At 61.0% G+C, this 17,604-nt stretch carries 17 protein-coding genes and 1 riboswitch; of the genes, 8 read left to right on the plus strand and 9 right to left on the minus strand.

The window, feature by feature from the left end:
- Positions 1-43: 43 nt before the first annotated feature.
- Together PMI03_RS21240 and oiaX are read right to left on the minus strand one after the other, a co-directional pair.
- Positions 44-1,375, minus strand: a complete 1,332-nt coding sequence (locus PMI03_RS21240) for a four-carbon acid sugar kinase family protein (RefSeq protein ID WP_007697716.1) — start codon at positions 1,373-1,375, stop codon at positions 44-46.
- 5 nt (positions 1,376-1,380) lie between these two features.
- A complete protein-coding gene (gene oiaX / locus PMI03_RS21245; protein WP_007697719.1) occupies positions 1,381-2,640 on the minus strand; it encodes a 3-oxo-isoapionate-4-phosphate decarboxylase OiaX in 1,260 nt (419 codons plus the stop codon).
- Positions 2,641-2,823: 183 nt separating this feature from the next.
- Between oiaX and PMI03_RS21250 the strand changes: the two genes are divergently transcribed.
- The 4 genes from PMI03_RS21250 to PMI03_RS21265 all read left to right on the plus strand — a co-directional run bounded on the left by PMI03_RS21250 (position 2,824) and on the right by PMI03_RS21265 (position 5,160).
- On the plus strand, positions 2,824-3,528 hold the full coding sequence (locus tag PMI03_RS21250; protein WP_007697722.1) for a transcriptional regulator NanR: 705 nt from the start codon (positions 2,824-2,826) through the stop codon (positions 3,526-3,528).
- 155 nt (positions 3,529-3,683) lie between these two features.
- Positions 3,684-3,896: a hypothetical protein gene (locus PMI03_RS21255; RefSeq protein WP_007697724.1), complete on the plus strand. Its 213-nt coding sequence runs from the start codon at positions 3,684-3,686 to the stop codon at positions 3,894-3,896.
- Between the two features lie 98 nt (positions 3,897-3,994).
- Positions 3,995-4,867 (plus strand): undecaprenyl-diphosphate phosphatase, encoded by an 873-nt coding sequence (locus PMI03_RS21260; RefSeq protein WP_007697728.1) that lies wholly within the window; start codon positions 3,995-3,997, stop codon positions 4,865-4,867.
- Between the two features lie 80 nt (positions 4,868-4,947).
- Positions 4,948-5,160 carry an alkylphosphonate utilization protein gene (locus tag PMI03_RS21265; protein WP_007697731.1) on the plus strand — a complete coding sequence of 71 codons (213 nt, stop codon included), beginning with the start codon at positions 4,948-4,950 and terminating at the stop codon, positions 5,158-5,160.
- A gap of 106 nt (positions 5,161-5,266) precedes the next feature.
- Here PMI03_RS21265 and PMI03_RS21270 read toward each other — a convergent pair whose 3' ends face one another.
- The 4 genes from PMI03_RS21270 to thiM are packed head-to-tail and all read right to left on the minus strand — an operon-like array spanning position 5,267 to position 8,284.
- On the minus strand, positions 5,267-6,031 hold the full coding sequence (locus PMI03_RS21270) for a 3-oxoacyl-ACP reductase (RefSeq protein WP_007697734.1): 765 nt from the start codon (positions 6,029-6,031) through the stop codon (positions 5,267-5,269).
- Positions 6,028-6,849, minus strand: a complete 822-nt coding sequence (gene thiD / locus PMI03_RS21275; RefSeq protein WP_007697737.1) for a bifunctional hydroxymethylpyrimidine kinase/phosphomethylpyrimidine kinase — start codon at positions 6,847-6,849, stop codon at positions 6,028-6,030. Before thiD ends, PMI03_RS21270 begins: the two co-directional genes overlap by 4 nt.
- Positions 6,846-7,481 (minus strand): thiamine phosphate synthase, encoded by a 636-nt coding sequence (thiE, locus tag PMI03_RS21280; protein ID WP_007697739.1) that lies wholly within the window; start codon positions 7,479-7,481, stop codon positions 6,846-6,848. Before thiE ends, thiD begins: the two co-directional genes overlap by 4 nt.
- Positions 7,478-8,284, minus strand: a complete 807-nt coding sequence (gene thiM, locus PMI03_RS21285; protein ID WP_007697741.1) for a hydroxyethylthiazole kinase — start codon at positions 8,282-8,284, stop codon at positions 7,478-7,480. Before thiM ends, thiE begins: the two co-directional genes overlap by 4 nt.
- Positions 8,285-8,334: 50 nt before the next feature.
- A riboswitch (TPP riboswitch) is annotated at positions 8,335-8,430 on the minus strand.
- 247 nt (positions 8,431-8,677) lie between these two features.
- Between thiM and PMI03_RS31160 the strand changes: the two genes are divergently transcribed.
- The 3 genes from PMI03_RS31160 (at position 8,678) to PMI03_RS21295 (ending at position 12,032) form a co-directional block, all read left to right on the plus strand.
- The gene (locus tag PMI03_RS31160; RefSeq protein WP_007697761.1) at positions 8,678-8,824 is read left to right on the plus strand and encodes a DUF1127 domain-containing protein; all 147 of its coding nucleotides are present in this window, start codon (positions 8,678-8,680) and stop codon (positions 8,822-8,824) included.
- A gap of 557 nt (positions 8,825-9,381) precedes the next feature.
- Positions 9,382-10,257, plus strand: a complete 876-nt coding sequence (yghU, locus tag PMI03_RS21290) for a glutathione-dependent disulfide-bond oxidoreductase (RefSeq protein ID WP_007697762.1) — start codon at positions 9,382-9,384, stop codon at positions 10,255-10,257.
- Between the two features lie 185 nt (positions 10,258-10,442).
- Positions 10,443-12,032: a hypothetical protein gene (locus tag PMI03_RS21295; RefSeq protein WP_007697765.1), complete on the plus strand. Its 1,590-nt coding sequence runs from the start codon at positions 10,443-10,445 to the stop codon at positions 12,030-12,032.
- Here the strand turns inward: PMI03_RS21295 and PMI03_RS21300 are convergent.
- The 3 genes from PMI03_RS21300 to PMI03_RS21310 form a co-directional block, all read right to left on the minus strand.
- Positions 12,029-12,613 carry a cation transporter gene (locus PMI03_RS21300; protein WP_007697767.1) on the minus strand — a complete coding sequence of 195 codons (585 nt, stop codon included), beginning with the start codon at positions 12,611-12,613 and terminating at the stop codon, positions 12,029-12,031. The two genes, PMI03_RS21295 and PMI03_RS21300, sit on opposite strands and share 4 nt — an antisense overlap.
- Before the next feature lie 134 nt (positions 12,614-12,747).
- Positions 12,748-14,112, minus strand: a complete 1,365-nt coding sequence (locus tag PMI03_RS21305; protein WP_007697770.1) for a sigma-54 dependent transcriptional regulator — start codon at positions 14,110-14,112, stop codon at positions 12,748-12,750.
- Complete coding sequence (locus tag PMI03_RS21310) at positions 14,109-15,971, minus strand: sensor histidine kinase (RefSeq protein ID WP_085997457.1); 1,863 nt, start codon at positions 15,969-15,971, stop codon at positions 14,109-14,111. The genes PMI03_RS21305 and PMI03_RS21310 overlap by 4 nt, the downstream gene beginning before the upstream one ends.
- A 234-nt stretch (positions 15,972-16,205) precedes the next feature.
- Between PMI03_RS21310 and PMI03_RS21315 the strand changes: the two genes are divergently transcribed.
- On the plus strand, positions 16,206-17,537 hold the full coding sequence (locus tag PMI03_RS21315) for a dicarboxylate/amino acid:cation symporter (RefSeq protein WP_007697777.1): 1,332 nt from the start codon (positions 16,206-16,208) through the stop codon (positions 17,535-17,537).
- The last annotated feature ends 67 nt before the right edge of the window (positions 17,538-17,604 follow it).

Raw genomic sequence — 17,604 nt, forward strand, 5'->3', positions numbered from 1 at the left:
CAATGATCATCCCAATCGGTGGGCGGCGATATCCAGTGTTTTGCTAGGCTTTTCGTCCGTCTCGAATTTGGGAGAAATAATCGTCGGTGCCGACCTGCCCGCCCTTCAGCGCGATCTGCAACCCGTTGGTCGGCGTATAGCCGCCATGGGCAAGGCAAAGCGGTGACCCCGGCGTTTGCGGCAGGGGGAGCAGCGTCGTCAGTGCCTCCACGCGCAGCTCCTTCAATGCGTGGCTCGACGTGTCGCCGCCGGCGATGACCGCACGAGGAAGCCTTTCTTCCTCGACGATACGGCGCAGGATGATGCCGAGAGCCTGTCCAAGCCGATGCCGGGCGCCTGGAACGCGATCGATATCGCCGCCGCGATCGGCCGAGGGGCCGAGCGCCGTATGCAGGATGACGCTGCGGCCCGCCTTAAGGCTTGCGATGCCGGTGTTGATCGCATCCTCGATCGCGCGATCGGCGCTTTCGCCAACCAGCGCCAGGGGATCGACATCGATGCCGTTGAAGCCGTCGGCCATAGCGCGTTGTATCTGTCGTTCGGTTGTCGGGGAAACGCTGCCGGATACCACCGCGAGGCGTCCGACCTTTCCCGGCAAGGCAAATTCGGCCCGTTCGTCGATCAGACCTTTGTCGCGCCATGCGCCGAGCAGCGCATATTCCACGCCGGAGGAGCCGGCGATGAAGAAGCCGTTATTGGTCTTCAGGCGCCAAAGCTGCTTGCCCACCGCCGCCTGTGTTTCCGGACTGTCGACATCCATGAGCAGGATGCCTTTGGCCCCGGCGAGTGCGTCAAGCTGCTGGTCAGCACCATCAGCCGATAGCGTCACCAGATCGGCAAGGCTGACGGGCAGGGATGTCTGTTTGCCGAGGTGTAGCGCCAGATCAGCTTCATCCATCGGCGTGACCGGATGGCGGCTCATCACCGGATGGCGGTCGATGCGGAACACCTGGCCCTGATAGGCGGCAAAGAGATGGCCGAAGGCAGTGTAACGCTTGAGCTGCGGCGCCCCTACCACGACCGGCACGAAGGACTGGGCAAACAGCTCTTTGCCGATCTCGATCGCCTTGCCGATATTGCCGATCCGCGGGCTGGAATCGAAGGTAGAGCAGACCTTGTAATGGCATATCGCTGCCCCGAGGCCCTTCAGCCACTCGAATGTCGGCACGAGATACTGCTGCATCCATTCCGGGGTCTCGCTGCGGCTTGTTCCGGCAATGCCGATCGCCCGGCATTCCTTGAAGCGATCCAGCATCTCCGCGCTGGGAATGCCCAGGAAGAGCACGGTCGGAACGCCATTCGATGCCAAGGCTTCCATCACGTCGGTGGAGCCGGTGAAATCGTCGCCGTAATAGCTGAGAAGAAGATCGTCCATCGCCACTATGCGCCCTTACCGTCGCTGAATTTTGCGATTGAAGCGGCAAGCTCCGGATGGTCCTTGGCATAGTCCGCAAGCGGGATATCGGCGACTGCCGCCTCCCAGGCCTGCTGGACCGCGCGAACACCGGCGGCCGGCCCGGAGGGATGGCTGACGATACCGCCGCCGCAAAGATAGAGCAGATCCGTGGTCCTGCCGGTCCGTTGATAGGTTTCCGGCGCCTGACCGCCCCACTGGCCGGAGCCGGCGACGGGAAGGGGGCAATCGGATGGACCGAACAACGGAGTGCTGACGGCCTTGAAGGATTCGACGAAGCTTTCGTCCGGTTCCCAGTATTTGACGCGGATGCCGTTGATCTGGAACTGATCGACGCCGAGCAGCCGCCAGAATTGCTGGTAGACCTTGAAGTCCATGCCGGCGCCAGGGTCGCGCGTCAGCACGTCCCAGCCGTTGCGATGGGCATGCAGGACAAGGCCCGAGCGCTTGCGAAGGAAGCTCATGCCACCGAAGCCGATGGAATTGATATTGACGACGGCGCAATTGCCGCCGGCCTCCAGCACGAGATCATGGTTGCGCATCATCTCATCCGGGTCGGCATGCGAAATGCCGAAGGCATACATGACCTTCTTGCCGGTCTTCTGCTCGTGATCGAGGATTTTCGGCATGATCGCCGCGACACGCTCCTTGAGCGGCGAGTAGGCGGGGCTCATGAGCTTTTCGTCGTCCTTGATGAAATCGACGCCGGAGCTGATGAGTTCGCCGACCAGTTCGGCCGTCTCTACGGGGCGAAGACCGAGCGCGGGCTTGACGATCGTGCCGATGATCGGGCGTCCGTCGACCCCGGTCAGTCGCTTGCTGCCGGCAACGCCGAATTGCGGGCCGGGATGCGCGCCGCGAAAAGCGTCGGGCAGCTTCATGTCGACGATACGGATGCCGGTCATGCCCTTGATCGAAAAGACACCGCCGATCGCGATCGTCATCAGCGCCGAGAGATCGGTGCCGATCGCATCGAGCGGAAAGGCGATGTCGACGTCGGCGCGGCGAAGCGGGCCATGGCCCTCGGTGATCTCCGGCCAGGTCGGCCGTTTCGCGTCCTCAAGCTGGCGGATGCCCAGGACCCTTGCTGCCACCCGCGACTTCAGCTCTTCCGTCTCGCCGGGAACCGGCACGAAAGTGCCCGTCGACTGGTCGCTGGCGATCTTGTCGGCCATGACCTCGATGCTGCCAGGCGTTTCGATACGATAGGTGATAGTTATGCTCATGAAGTGCCGGCTGCTCCTCTCGCCAACGATTTTGTCGTGGCGTCAACTTGTGATCTGGTATAATGAGTATTCCAACTTGTGCAACGATTTTTTTGTTTAGGAGCGGTCTGCCGTTCTGAACGGGCTTTCTCGACTCCATTTGACATTGCATAAGGGAGGAAAGCTTTGAGCCAGCGAGATGTCATGAGCCAACCAATCGAACAGATCGTCCGTCGTAAGCTGTCTGACGAGGTATTCGACCGGCTAGAGCGGTTGATTACATCGGGAGAACTCAAGCCCGGCGATGAAATGCCATCCGAGCGGGTGCTGATGGAACGCTTCGGCGTCGGTCGCCCAGCGATCCGCGAGGCGATGCAGTCTCTCGCCAATATGGGATTGGTGAACATCTCGCATGGTGAACGGGCGAAGGTGCTTCAGCTCACCGCGAAATCGATTTTCCGGCAGGTGGATCTGACCGCGAAGATCATGCTGTCACAGTCTTCGGACTCTCTCGAGCACCTGAAAAGTGCGCGTATATTCTTCGAACGCGGCATGGCCCGTGAGGCCGCGCAGCGCGCGACCGAAAAAGACATCGCCGATCTCGGAGATATCATCGAACGGCAGCGCCAGTCCCTAGGGCGTGCCGAGGAGTTTATTTCGGCCGACATGCAGTTTCACACGCGCATCGCGCAGATTTCCGGAAACCCGATCTTCGCTGCCGTCAGCGAGGCAATGCTGGCCTGGCTCAAGACCTATCATACGGATCTGCTCATCTGGACGGGCAAGGAAAAGTTCACGCTCGCCGAACATGAAGAGATACTGGAACAGCTTTCCGTCCATGATGCCGATGGCGCCGAAGCGGCCGTGATGAAGCACCTGGAAAGGTCGCGGGCGCTCTACAGCAAATAGCGGATGCTTCTTCCCTTCGCGTTGCGCCCTGTCCGACGCTCGTTTTTCAGCGCCGGTTCATTTTCATATCATACCTCGTGAGTCCGGCTGCCCCAGCCTGTCCAAATTCGTCTGCAATTTGGCGGCTGCCCAGAGATCGGAGAAAGAGGTGCGTGATGGTTAAATTCATTCATCGGAACATGGCGCTCGTCGTGGCGCCGATCATGACGGCAATTGCCATAGTATCGTACAATGTGCTGAACCTTTTGGTGCGGCATCACCACACAGCTAGGCACGACGTCTACCACGTTGTCGGTGCGCTCCTTGTCTTCGGCGCCTTCTATGGCGTGATTCGTTACATGCAGGCTTTGCCTGACGAAGACGAATAGAATTCAAAAGATCACCGGAGCGGGGCCTCATCACGAACGGATATATATTGCGCCGTTCAAGCCGCACGGTTCGAACGAATAACCGAGGATGTTGATACGTGGCTGATGTTTGTACGCAGGGTGTGGATACGGGGTTCGTTGCCCTGGGTTATGCCAAAATCGCACTGCTTGGCGTGGTGCAAGGTCTGACCGAGCTACTGCCGGTTTCCTCCACTGCCCACATGCGGCTTGTGCCGGCTCTGCTCGGTTGGCAGGATCCGGGTTCGGCATTCTCGGCGGCGATGCAGCTTGCAGCACTCGCCGCGATTATCTCCTATTTCTGGAGTGACGTTCGCTATGTCGCTTTCGGATCGGTCGATGCGATCCGACAGAGGGATTGGCGGTCGCCCGCGATACGGCTCGCGATTGCCATTGTCATCGCGACGATCCCGATCGGCATCGCCGGCTTGCTGTTATCGTCGTCCCTGAATGCCTGCGGTACCTCCCTTCGCAGCCTCTGGGTCATCGGCATCGCCTGCCTCGTCATGGGTCTCCTTTTGGCGGCGGCCGAACTTTACAGCCGGCACAGGAAAGACATGGAGCAAATGACCTTGCTCGATGCGCTGTTTGTCGGCATCACACAGGTCGGCGCCCTTATCCCCGGCGTATCGCGGTCCGGCTCGACGCTGACCGGAGCGTTGTTTCTCGGCTTGAAGCGCGACGAGGCCGCCCGGTTCTCCTTTCTGCTCGGACTGCCGGCGATCGCCTTGGCCGGACTGAAAGAGCTGTTGACGCTTTATAAGGCGCATATTCCGATGGAGGCATGGTCGGTGCTGATCGTCGGGCTGATCGTCGGCTGTATCTCGTCCTTTGTGGCGATCTGGGGCCTGATGCGCTTCCTGGAGCGGTTCTCCACCTGGCCCTTCGTGATCTATCGCGTCGTGCTGGGCGTCGTCATCCTCTTTGGCGTGTTCGCCTTGGGCTGGAGCTAAGCGGTCTTTTTGCGCTATTCGACCGGTTCGCCGCCTGCTATGTGGCCCAGCAGTCAAGACATAGCGACGGGAGCAAGACGATGGATGTAAGAGATAGCAACGGAACAGTGCTCGCCGACGGCGACAACGTAACCCTGATCAAGGATCTGAAGGTCAAGGGGACATCCGTAACCCTGAAGCGCGGTACGCTGATCAAGGGCATCCGGTTGACCGGTAACGAAGACGAGATCGAATGCCGGGCTGAAAAAATCAAGGATCTTGTTCTCAGAACCGAGTTTCTGAAGAAGGCCTGATGTGGTGTCATTGTCATTTTCGTAAAAATGGCAATGACTTGCAGATGACGGTTACAGCGAAACCTTCATGAAAATGCCGGCTTGCAGCCGGCATTTTCGTTTGACGCTATCCGAAGACCAGCCCGCCATCTACAATGAGGTTCTGACCGGTCACCGCCCGCGCCCAGGGGCTTGCGAAGAAGAGGACGGCGTCCGCCGCTTCTTCCGGTGTCGTCACGCGACGAAGCGGCGTGTTTGCGGCAATGAGATCGAACACGGCTTCCGGCGTGGCGCTGCTGGCATCCGTGGTGCGGAGCAGGCCACCGGACACCATGTTGACCGTTATCCCCTGCGGCCCGAGTTCCGCGGCCGCCGTTCGCGTTAGCGAGAGCAGAGCGGCCTTGGCGGCCGTGTAATCATGGTAGGGCACGACCGGATTCTGAAAGAGGTTCGTGCCGATGGTCACGATCCGACCGAAGCCGGCTTTTGCCATCGAGGGCTGTGCCGCCTGAATGAGATTGAGCGCACCTAGCAGGGCAGTGTCGAGTTGCACGGCGATTGCCTTCCAGCTCAGCTCATCCAATTTCGGGCGGGCATCGCCGTTGAAGCTGAAATCGGCAAGCGCATTATGCACGATCGTCGTGGGTGCTCCGAAATGCGCCGTGACCTCCTCAACGAGCCTTTCTGTTTCGTCCTGGCTGCGGATATCGGCCTGGAACGCTTGGGCATGGTCCCCGAGCCGGGCGGCCAGCGCCTCGGCAGGCTCACGGCTGGCGCGATAATTGATGGCGACCTTCGCGCCTTCGCGGGCAAAGGCGGCCGCGATCGCCGCGCCGAATCCGCGGCCCGCGCCGGAGACGATGACGATTTGCTGGTTAAGAGGCAGGCTCATTTCGGTTGTCCTTCTGTAGCTGGCCATAGCGCGTGAAAATGCTGAACCGGCCCATGGCCGCTACCGACGGAAAGCGTTCCGGCTGCGGCAACCGCGCCGGCGAGATAATGCTTGGCGGTGGCGACGGCTTCCGTCAGCGTCGCCCCCTTGGCGATTTCGGCGGCGAGGGCACTGGACAGGGTGCAGCCGGTCCCATGCGTGTTCTTGGTCGGCACGCGGCTGGCTTCGAACCAGATAAGGCCCTCTGGGCTGGCGAGCACGTCGGGGCTCTCATCACTATCAAGGTGACCGCCCTTGATCAGGACAGCCAATGGTCCGAGTTTCGCCAATGCTTGTGCCTGCCGCGCCATCGTCTCGCGATTTTCGGCGACTGGTTCGTGCAGAAGGGCTGCTGCCTCCGGTAGGTTGGGCGTCAGTAGCGTGGCGAGCGGTAGAAGCCGTCTAGTCAGGACATCAACGGCGTCAGCTGCGAGCAGCGCGGCACCGCCCTTGGCGATCATCACCGGATCGAGGACGATCGGAATGTCTCGATGTGGGGCGAGCGCGTCGGCGACGGCCTCGGCAATGGCTGCATTTGCGATCATGCCGATCTTGATGGCGTCGACACGGACATCGGCAAAGATCGCCTCGATCTGATCGGCAACGAATTGCGGCGGGACGGGGTGGACGCCGGAAACACCTTGCGTGTTCTGTGCCGTCAGCGCAGTCAGCGCCGCCATTCCATAGACGCCGCGCGCTGAAAACGCTTTCAGGTCAGCCTGGATGCCGGCGCCGCCGGATGGGTCGGAGCCGGCGATGGAGAGTACGTTTCGGATCATGATCTCGCTTCTCTGATGGCTTTGGCGATCTCGGCTGCTGCAGTCCGTGGGTCCGGCGTGCCGCATATAGCCGAAACGACGGCGATACCATCGGCACCGGCCAAGAGGGCCTCGGCTGCATGTTCGGCTTTCAAACCGCCAATCGCAACGGATGGAACGGGGCAGAGATCGATCATACGGGCAAGGCCGGCGAAGCCGATCGGCCGTTTGTGGTCAGGCTTCGTCGGTGTCGCGAAAACTGGACCGATCCCGGCGTAGTCAACGACGGCAGGGTCAATGGCGGCAGCAAGTGTTTCGGTCTCCACCGAGAGGCCGAGGATCATGTCGGGACCGATCAGTCGGCGAGCAGTGAGGGCATCCATGTCATCCTGGCCGATATGCAATCCGTCGGCCCCGATCGCGATTGCTGCTTCGACATCGTCGTTGACGATAAGGCGTGCGCTCGTGTCCGCCAGCGCCTGCTTCAGCGCCAGACCGGTTTCGATCATGCTTGCGGTCGAGGCATGCTTGTCGCGCAGCTGCACGATGGTGGCGCCGCCAGCGACAGCAGCGCGTGTGGTTTCCACCATGCCGATACCGGCGCAGAGCACAGGATCGAGGACTAAGTAAAGGGAGAGATCGAAGTGCTTCATAGCGAGATGACCCTTGCTTCGCTGTCGATCGCCTTTTCATCGAGCGCGGCCAGCGCATCGAGGAAGCGCCATGAAAACGAACCGGGTCCGTCGACTTGACGGCCTGCCCGTTCGCCTGCCACGGCGAAAGCGGCCAGCGCCGCGACCGTCGCATCGAGCGGATGATCCGGTCTTGTCGCAGCGAAGGCGCCGACGAGGCAGGTGAGAGAGCAACCGAGCGCGGTCACCTGCGGCATGAGCGGCGAGCCACCCTCTATGCGGCTGGCTTTGTTTCCGTCGGTGACGAAATCCGTGGCGCCGGTGACCGCAACGATCGTGCGATGCTTTTGGGCAAGCTGGACGGCGGCTTCCTCTGCCAGTTCGACCGGATCGCGGCTATCGACGCCCTGGCCACGACTGGTGCCTCCGGCAAGCGCAATGATTTCCGAGGCATTGCCGCGGATTATCGTCGGCTGCAGTTCCAGCAACTGCGCGACCGATCGGCGCCTGAAGGATGTGGCGTAATGTGCCACGGGGTCCAGAACCCAGGGCTTGGCCGCCTTGTTTGCCGCCTGTGCCGCTGATGTCATGCCGGCCAGCCAGCCTGTGGAAAGCGTGCCGATATTGATCGTCAACGCGCCGGAGATCGCGGCGAACTCGCCGGCCTCCTCCTCGGCATGCACCATGGCGGGCGATGCGCCGGCGGCGAGCATCACATTGGCCGCGATGTTCATTGCGACGAAGTTGGTGATGCATTGTACCAGCGGCGGGTTTGCCCGCATTGCGGTCAACAGGCTGCCTGGAGTGGTGGTCGGGTTTTGCATATCGCGCCTTTCGGGCGGGGCGAGACGCAAAGGGCAGGCGACGCAACATGCCGAGACCCCGAGCGACTCCCTCCGCCAGCATGATCTGGTTCAGGTTCAAAGGGTGCTTCTCAGCCCGTCATCGACGGACGCCCCTGTCTCTCAATCGGTATCTTTTTCGCAGAGAAAGATTGTCCTGTCATCAGCAAATCGCAGATCGATCCGCAGTCGAGGGGAGGCGGAGCGGACGGACCGTCTGTCGTATGCAGTATGACCCATGCGTCATTCGCATGGGTGCACTGAAGTCTTGTCTATACAATCAACGAGGGTTTCGCACTATATCTCTCTCATCGAAGCGGATGGAGCGCCAAACACGGCAGCTCAGCTTCGAATACCCTAGGAAAGGGGATCATCATGAACGTAGCACGCTCTTTTAATAACTGGCTCAAGTATCGTCAGACGGTCGCCGAACTGGGCCGTATGTCCACCCGCGAACTGCATGACCTCGGCATCGGCCGCAGCGAAATCCGCAACGTCGCCCGTGCGGCCGTTGTTCGCTAACAGCATAAAACGCTGATCTACAGTCAAAATTCTGCTGGCGCCTGCTTCTTCCCGAGCGGGCGCTTTTGTTTTGCGTGCATGCCAGGAGAAACTCGGCCTTTCGGTTGAGGGATCTGTCGCCCAGAAGCCTCCTGCTTTTCGCATAACGCATAGCTGCCCTGCAAATAAATGCCTATGAAGTAAGCAGGTCTAGTGTATAGTCATATTTATCGAAGCGATGCACCTCCTCCCGCGTCCCTTCGATGATGCAGGCGCTCTTATCCTCCTCCCAAGGTCGCCTGCGGGAACAGCAGCACTCCTCCTCCCAGCTGCTGTTCGGTTCTTTTCGAAAAGCCTGCCGCACCTCCTCCCGCGGCAGGCTTTTTCGTTTTGGGCTGAGGCGAATTCCTCTAGCGGCCCGGCTGCGAAGCCAGTCAGGTCCTCACGCGCAATTCCTGACGCCAATGTGATCCTGCCCTCTCGTAAAAATTGATCGTGCCCCCTATGTGCGTAATGGAGAACGCGCTAGATCGGTCGATACATCGCAATTGTATCCGCCGAAAATCAGGAGTTTGAGCATGACCGATTCTGCCGAATACACGCCGCCGAAGATCTGGGTCTGGAACAAGGCGAACGGAGGCCAATTCGCCAACATCAACCGTCCGATCGCCGGACCGACGCATGAGAAGGAATTGCCGGTCGGCCGCCATCCCCTCCAGCTCTATTCGCTGGGAACGCCGAACGGCGTGAAGGTCACGATCATGCTCGAGGAGCTGCTGGCTCTCGGCCATAGCGGCGCTGAATACGACGCCTGGCTGATCAAGATCGGCGAAGGTGATCAGTTCGGAAGCGGTTTCGTCGATGTCAATCCGAACTCCAAGATCCCGGCGCTGCTGGATCGCAGCGGCCCGACCCCGATCCGGGTCTTCGAATCCGGCTCGATCCTGACCTATCTCGCTGAGAAGTTCGGCGCCTTCCTGCCGACCGAGCAACCGGCTCGCGCCGAATGCCTGTCCTGGCTGTTCTGGCAGATGGGAAGCGCCCCATATCTCGGCGGCGGTTTCGGCCATTTCTATGCCTATGCGCCGACAAAGATCGAATATGCGATCAACCGCTTCGCCATGGAGGTGAAGCGCGAGCTTGACGTGCTCGATCGCCGTCTCGCCGAAAGCGAATATCTTGGAGGTAAGGACTATACGATTGCCGATATCGCCGTTTGGCCCTGGTATGGTGCTCTTGCGAAGGGTTGGCAGTATGGTGCGGCTGAGTTCCTTCAGGTGCAGGATTATAAGAACGTCCAACGCTGGGCTGAGCAGATCTTCGCACGGCCGGCCGCGAAGCGTGGGCGCAAGGTCAATCGCCTGCACGGCGATCCCGCCGACCAATTGCATGAGCGCCATGACGCCAGCGATTTCGACACCAAGACCCAGGACAAGCTTACGGCCGCCGGCTAAGCAACCTGCCAAATCGTCGTTGAGCCCGTCGCCACCATGGCGGCGGGTTTTTCATATCTGCGATTGCCTGGACCTATCCGATCGGCACGTCAGCCTCGCTCCATCTTGTTTGGCCTAATGTCTCATAGACATCGATGCGCGCATTCGAAGTGCGTCGATAAAGGACAGCAACAGGAATGCCGCGCATGCAAAAGAGCTTTGACGACCGTGTCTCTGGCCTCACTTCGAGCAGCCAGTTGGATAACGATTGTGACACGCTCCTTGCTTGCCTAGTTTCCGGCGGAGACGAAAGGCTGGATTGCGAACCGGTGACGGGCCTCAACATGTATGGCCACGGTCCATCGCCTCGGCCGCTCGACCTTGCCTTCGGCTCCTCCACCGCATCGACCATTTCTACGCCCGCCTTCGCGGCAGTCGGTGCCTATCATTCGAAACTTCTGCGGGAGATGGAAACGCATCCCGCCGCTGACATCTACGCGCAGGAGATCGCGAAGGTCCGGACGGAACTGCTGCACCTGCTCGGCCTTGATGGCAGCTCGGAGCAAGTGGATGCTGTCGTGGCGACATCGGGCACCGATCTCCATCTTTTCGTCGCCGCGCTGCTGGCGCGCGAGGATGACCGGACATTGATGACCATAACGCTGATGGGCAACGAGACCGGGAGCGGGGTCATGGCCGCCGCTGCCGGCCGGCACTTCATGAGCCGCGTCAGCAGCGATCGCCCCGTTGCCAAGGGCGAGGAGCTCAGCCCCGGACAGATGACGCGCAATACCGCAATCGCGGTGCGGAACGCCGATGGTACCTTGCGCAGCGACGAAGAAATCGAGAGCGAGCTGAGGGGGCTGATCGAACTCGCCCGCGCCGCCGGTCTCAGATGCCTTCTGATCGTGACGGACGTCTCCAAGACCAGCTTGCTGGCGCCGAGCCTCGTGACGGTTTTCCGCCTGAAGGCGCGTTTCGGCGCCATGCTCGACATCATGATCGATGCCTGCCAGTTTCGCGTTTCCGCCGCAACGATCCGCGCCTATCTCGCCCATGACTTCCTGGTGGCGCTGACGGGGTCGAAGTTCCTGGCCGGGCCGATCTTCAGCGGGGCGCTATTGTGCCCGCCGCGATTGTCGGCTCGCCTGAAGCTGCAGGCTTTGCCGGCAGCGCTTGCCGATTATTGCGCGCGAGCGGATTGGCCGGAGGACTGGGCGGCGGCGGATGGGTTGCCGCATCGCGCCAATTTCGGGCTCCTATTGCGATGGAAGGCGGCTCTGTTTGAGCTGGAACGTTTCCTTAAATTGCCCGAAGAAAAGGTAACCGCTGTCCTGTCCGCTTTTGCCGGGGCGGTGCAGCATCGGCTGGAGCGCGACAACGCCTTCGAACCGCTCGATACGCGCGCCATAGATCGAAAACGCTTGGGGGACCGTCCCCGCGGATCGCGTTGGGACGAAATCCCGTCGATCTTTTCATTCTACCTCAGGAATCCCTATCACGGAGGCCTCCTGCCGGCGACGGAGACCGCTGCAGTTTATAAGGAACTGGCAATCGAAAAGGGTGGCCTTGCGCCGGTGCGCCTTGGCCAGCCGGTTCGTTGCGCCGATTTTGGCGATATGCCGGCGAGTGCCTTGCGAATATGCCTGAGCGCGCCGTTGATCGCGCAGGCATGCGAGAGCGCGCAGGCGCTGGAAAGCCTGGTTGAGCAAGCCATGGCAGTGCTGGACCGCACGGCCTTCGTGGCGGCGCAATTGGCACCCCAAACAGACGCAATTCGCGCATCGGGCACTTAAGCGGCCGCCCTTTGTTCGTCTCTTGCCGTCATCCAGACCTCGCGCGCCGCATCTGCATTCATCGCAGCGATGGCTATGCCGACAATAAGATCCGGCCAGGCGGAATGCCACAGGAACGCCGTCACGATACCGGCCGCGACGATAGCGATATTGGCAAGTGCATCGTTGCGGGCAGATAGAAAGGCAGCGCGGGTCAGGCTGCCGCTATGGTCGCGAAAGCGAACCAGCATCATGGCGCAGGAGAGATTAACAACCAGCGCTCCAAGGCCGGTCAGGGACAACGGCAGCGGCTCCGGGGCCACCGGAACCATGAATTTATGCCAGGCGGTCCAGATGGTTGCCAGTCCCGGGATGAGCAAGATCCCCGCCAGCCCCATGCCGACACGGGCACGATTGCGTATGCTCCAGCCGAGCGCCATCAGGATCAGAAGACTGACTGAGGCGTCTTCAAGGAAATCGATGCTGTCGGCGAAAAGCGATACAGAGCCGATGGATAGGGCTACGGCAAATTCGACACCGAAATAGCCAAGATTCAACAGCGCAACACGTTTGACCGCGTTGCGGAGACCAATGTCCGTCATATCTCCTCCATTCTCCTCACCGCCCGGCCGGCAAAAGCAGCCGGGCGTCCCTTACGTCTATCTAACGCCCGATATCCGCTTGAACAGATGGGCATGTCGAAGATTATTGCCGGCTATCTTTTAGTCTGGTGTTGCTAGTCCTCGCCATCAAAACCCGCAAATTCGCTACGGACAATGCCATGGCGCTGAAGCTTGTCGTAAAAGGTCTTGCGCGGGATGCCGAGCGCCTCGATCGTCCGGCGGACATCGCCGCCATTTTGGGCAAGCGTTTCGCGGATCAGGTCCGCCTCATAGCGCTCGACGCGGGCGGGCAGGGGCAACACTGTGTCGGTGGAAGGGGTTTCGCCCGGCTTCGAGCCTGCCGCAGATTCCAGGCCCAGGACGAAACGTTCGGCGAAGTGCGACAGCTCGCGAACATTGCCCGGCCAGTCATGGTGCTGCAAGTGGCGGCGAATGGCGGTGGACATGGTCGGCACGTCGCGCTTGAAGCGGCTGGCGGCACGCTCCGCGAAGTAGCCGAAGAGAAGCGGAATATCGTCACGCCGGTCGCGCAGCGGCGGGATGGAGATGGTGACGACGTTGAGGCGGTAATAAAGGTCTTCGCGAAAATCGCCGCGCTGGCGCGGATCGCCAAGATCGACCTTGGCGGCCGCCACGACACGAAGGTCGACGGGGCGTACCTCGTTGGTGCCGAGCGGCGTGACTTCCCGCATTTCCAGCACGCGCAGCAGCTGCACCTGCACAGCGGGTGGCATGCTCTCGATTTCGTCGAGAAACAGCGTGCCGGCGCTTGCATGCTCGATGCGGCCGATGCGCTTTTTCTGTGCGCCGGTGAAAGCGCCGGGCTCGTGGCCGAAGAGCTCGCTTTCGATGACGGTTTCCGGCAGAGCGCCGCAATTGAGCGCGACGAAATTGCCATTTGCCCGCCGGCTCCAGCGATGCAGCAGGCTTGCGACCACTTCCTTGCCGCTGCCGGTTTCGCCGGTCACCAGCACGTCGACGTCGGTATCGGCGATCTGCCGCAATGTGTGGCGCAGCCGCTCCATCGCCGCCGTCTGGCCGATCAGCGGCAGATCGCCTTGCGCCTGCTCAGCGGCAATGCGCAGCGCACGGTTTTCCAGAACGAGCCGGCGCTTTTCGGCCGCGCGCCGTACGCTTTGCACCAGCCGGTCGGTGGCGAAGGGTTTGGCGATGAAGTCATAGGCGCCGTCCTGGATCGCCTTCACCGCCATCGGGATATCGCCGTGACCGGTGACCAGGATGACCGGAAGATCCGCGTCCCGCGCCTTGACGTGATCGAACAGCTGCTGCCCATCCATCTGTGGCATGCGGATGTCGGAAACGACGACGCCGGGGAAATCCGCTTCCAATGCACCGAGCGCATCCGCCGCAGCCGAAAAGGCGGAGACAGAAAAGCCGGCGAGTTCAAGCGTCTGCTTCGTCGCCTTCAACAGATCCTTGTCGTCGTCGATGAGAAAGACCGGGGATGCGTCGTTCATGAACTTGCCTTGCGCAGATGAATGATGAAACGGGTGCCGCTCCCACTGCTTTCAACCTCGATGCGACCGCCATAGTCGGTGACGATGTCCTTGGAGATGACGAGGCCAAGGCCAAGGCCCTGTTCTTTCGAGGTGTTGAACGGCGTGAACAGTGAATCAAGGATCGCTGAGGGAATGCCGGGGCCATTGTCGGAGACCGTGACCTCGACGCCATCGGCTGTTTCCCGGGCAGAGACCTCGACCCTGGGCCGGTCTCGCCCTTCCAGCGCTTCAAGCGCGTTCTGAAAGAGGTTGATCAGAACCTGCTCGAGCCGGATGCGCGTGCCGACGACGGTAAGACCAGCCGGAGGGAGGTCGATCTCCAGAGCGTCGAGCCGGCCGGCAAAGCGGCTTCTGAGCAGGACCACGGCACCTTCGATAACGCTTCTGAGTTCCACCGGTTTCGGCGCGCTCCGCCCCTTGCGGGCAAATGCCTTCAGCTCCTCGGTGATCGTGCCGATCCGCTCGGTGAGGGCTGCGATGGAGGTCAGGTTTTCCTTTACCGGCGCGATCTGCTTTCGATCCAGGAAAATATGGGCATTGTCCGCATAGGCGCGGATGGTGGCGACCGGCTGGTTGATCTCGTGGGCGACGCCGGCGGCGACCTGGCCGAGAATGGCGAGACGGTTGGCCTGCACGAGTTCCTGCTGCACGATCTGCAGCTTGGTTTCCGTTGTCCGATGGTCGGAAATTTCCGCCTCCAGACGGTCTCGGGCCTGGCTCAGATCTTCCGTGCGCTCCAGCACGCGCCGTTCCAGCTCTTCGCGCGCCACTCTTCCGACCGCGATCTGCATCGCCGAGACGTGACGGCGCCTTAGCAGAAAGGCGGCGATCGCCAGGATCGGCACCAGCACGGTCAACGCCAGGAAGCGCGTCTCTCGGACGGCGGATGCAATCGCCTGATCCGTCGGGATGAGATAGTCCAGCCTCCAGGGCGTTGAGGGGACCGGTATCGTCAGCCGCAGATATTCCGCGGCACTGCTGCCCGGCAGGACTGCGCGGACGATCGAAGACTCTGGGCCAATGGGTTCCGGGCGGGAAATCGGCAGGGGTGTCAGGGGGGCGCCGCCGAACTGGAGGCTCTTGCGAATGGCGGCGAGACTGTCGGGCGGCAGCGGCGACGTCGTCATGAACCGCCAGGAGGGAATGCTGGTGATCAGCACGACGCCATGTTCGTCGGTGACATAGGCCGGGCGGACGGCTTCGCGCCAATCTTCTTCGAGTTGGTCGAACTCCATCTTGACGACCACGACGCCCAACGCCGCACCCTCTTCGCCGACGCGACGGGATATATAGAGGCCGGGGCGATTGCTGACTGTGCCGAGCGCGAAATGTTCGGCCGTCCCCGTCTCCATCGCCCGGCGGAAGTAGTCACGGAAGGAATAGTCGTTTCCGACGAAGCTCAGCGGCTCGCGCCAGTTGCTCGAAGCAATCGCTATGCCGTCCTTGCCGGTGACATAAAGCACCGCGGCACTGGTGCCGGACACGAGGGTTTCCAGTTTGCGGTCAAGCGTGATGACGGCGTCGTCCTTGCCACTCGCGAGCGCATCGCGCACCTGCTGATCTTCCGCCAGGAGAAGCGGCAGGGCGCGTGGCCGTTCGAGCACCGCGCGCAACAGCGCGACCTTCAGATTGGCATCGGTGTGGCCCTGGCCCTGCAGTGCCTCGATCGCGGTCATGCGACCGTAGAAGCTTGCGCCGTAGAGGGCAGCCGCAATGACGGCCGCGCAGAACACCACAAAGACCATCCAGACACGACGGGAACGTCTTCCGAGTTGTTCCGGCGTTGAAAATCGTTCCGTGGTTGGTCGTTGTAACATCCGCATATTGTGCATGATTTCGCGCGCCCTGCAAATCATCTTGTGCGGATTTACGCACATTTCCGAAAGTTCACTTGGTGTTGCCCAGGAAAAGCCATCTTTAAATCAAGGCGTTGCCCAGTTTCCTGCCATTTGGCACGCTCGTTGCAACTGAATACGAAACAGTCGGAGGCTGTTGAGTTTTAGTCTTTGCCCGGAGGGCCGAGGGATCGGTTGGGCACAACGGAGGACATCATGATTGCTCCCATCGCTGCCGACGCCGAAACGCGCGTCAAACTACCCTTCTACCGGCACCTCTACGTGCAGGTTCTCACTGCCATCGCCGCCGGCATCCTGCTCGGCCATTACTATCCGCAGCTTGGCACGTCGCTGCAGCCGCTCGGCGACGCTTTCATCAAGCTGGTCCGCATGGTCATCGCGCCGGTTATCTTCCTGACGGTGACGACCGGTATCGCCGGCATGTCGGACTTGAAGAAGTTCGGTCGCGTCGTCGGCAAGGCGTTCATCTACTTCCTGACCTTCTCGACGCTGGCGCTGATCGTCGGTCTCATCGTCTCGAACGTCGTGCAGCCGGGCGCCGGCATGCATATCAATCCGGCAACGCTGGACACGAAGGCGGTCAGTAACTATGCCGCGCAGGCGCATGACGCCTCGGTTGTCGGCTTCCTGATGAACATCATTCCGGACACCATCGTCGGCGCCTTCGCCAAGGGCGATATTCTCCAGGTGCTGTTCTTCTCGGTGGTCTTCGGCATCGCACTTGGCGCCGTCGGCGACCGCGGTCGCCCGGTTGTTGACTTCCTGCAGGCGTTGACCACTCCGATCTTCCGCATGGTCTCGATCCTGATGAAGTTCGCACCGATTGGTGCCTTCGGCGCCATGGCCTTCACCATCGGCAAATACGGTATCGGCACGATCGCCAACCTGGCGTTCCTGATCGGCACCTTCTATCTGACGTCCATCTTCTTCGTGCTCGTCGTCCTCGGCGCCGTCGCCCGCTACAACGGCTTCTCGATCCTGGCGCTGATCCGCTACATCAAGGAAGAGCTGCTGCTGGTTCTCGGCACCTCGTCTTCGGAAGCCGCACTGCCCGGCCTGATGAACAAGATGGAACGTGCCGGCTGCAAGCGCTCCGTCGTCGGCCTCGTCATTCCGACGGGCTATTCCTTCAATCTTGACGGTACCAACATCTACATGACGCTGGCGGCTCTCTTCATCGCTCAGGCGACCGATACGTCGCTGTCCTTCGGCGATCAGATCCTCTTGCTGCTCGTGGCCATGTTGAGCTCCAAGGGTGCTGCTGGCATCACGGGCGCCGGCTTCATTACACTGGCCGCAACGCTCGCCGTCGTGCCTTCGGTTCCGATTGCCGGCATGGCGCTGATCCTCGGCATCGACCGCTTCATGTCGGAATGCCGCGCGCTCACCAACTTCGTCGGCAACGCTGTTGCCACTATCGTTGTTGCACGCTGGGAAAACGAACTCGACCAGACGAAGTTCGCGGCCGCCATGGCCGGGAAATTGACCGGAGATCTCGAGACGCCTGCGCTGCAGGCCGCTGAATAACGGTATCATCGACAATCTGCGAAAATGCGAAACGGCCTCCCATCGGGAGGCCGTTTCAGTTTCGGGA

Source organism: Rhizobium sp. AP16 (genome assembly GCF_000281735.1).
Classification (GTDB): Bacteria; Pseudomonadota; Alphaproteobacteria; order Rhizobiales; family Rhizobiaceae; genus Rhizobium; species Rhizobium rhizogenes.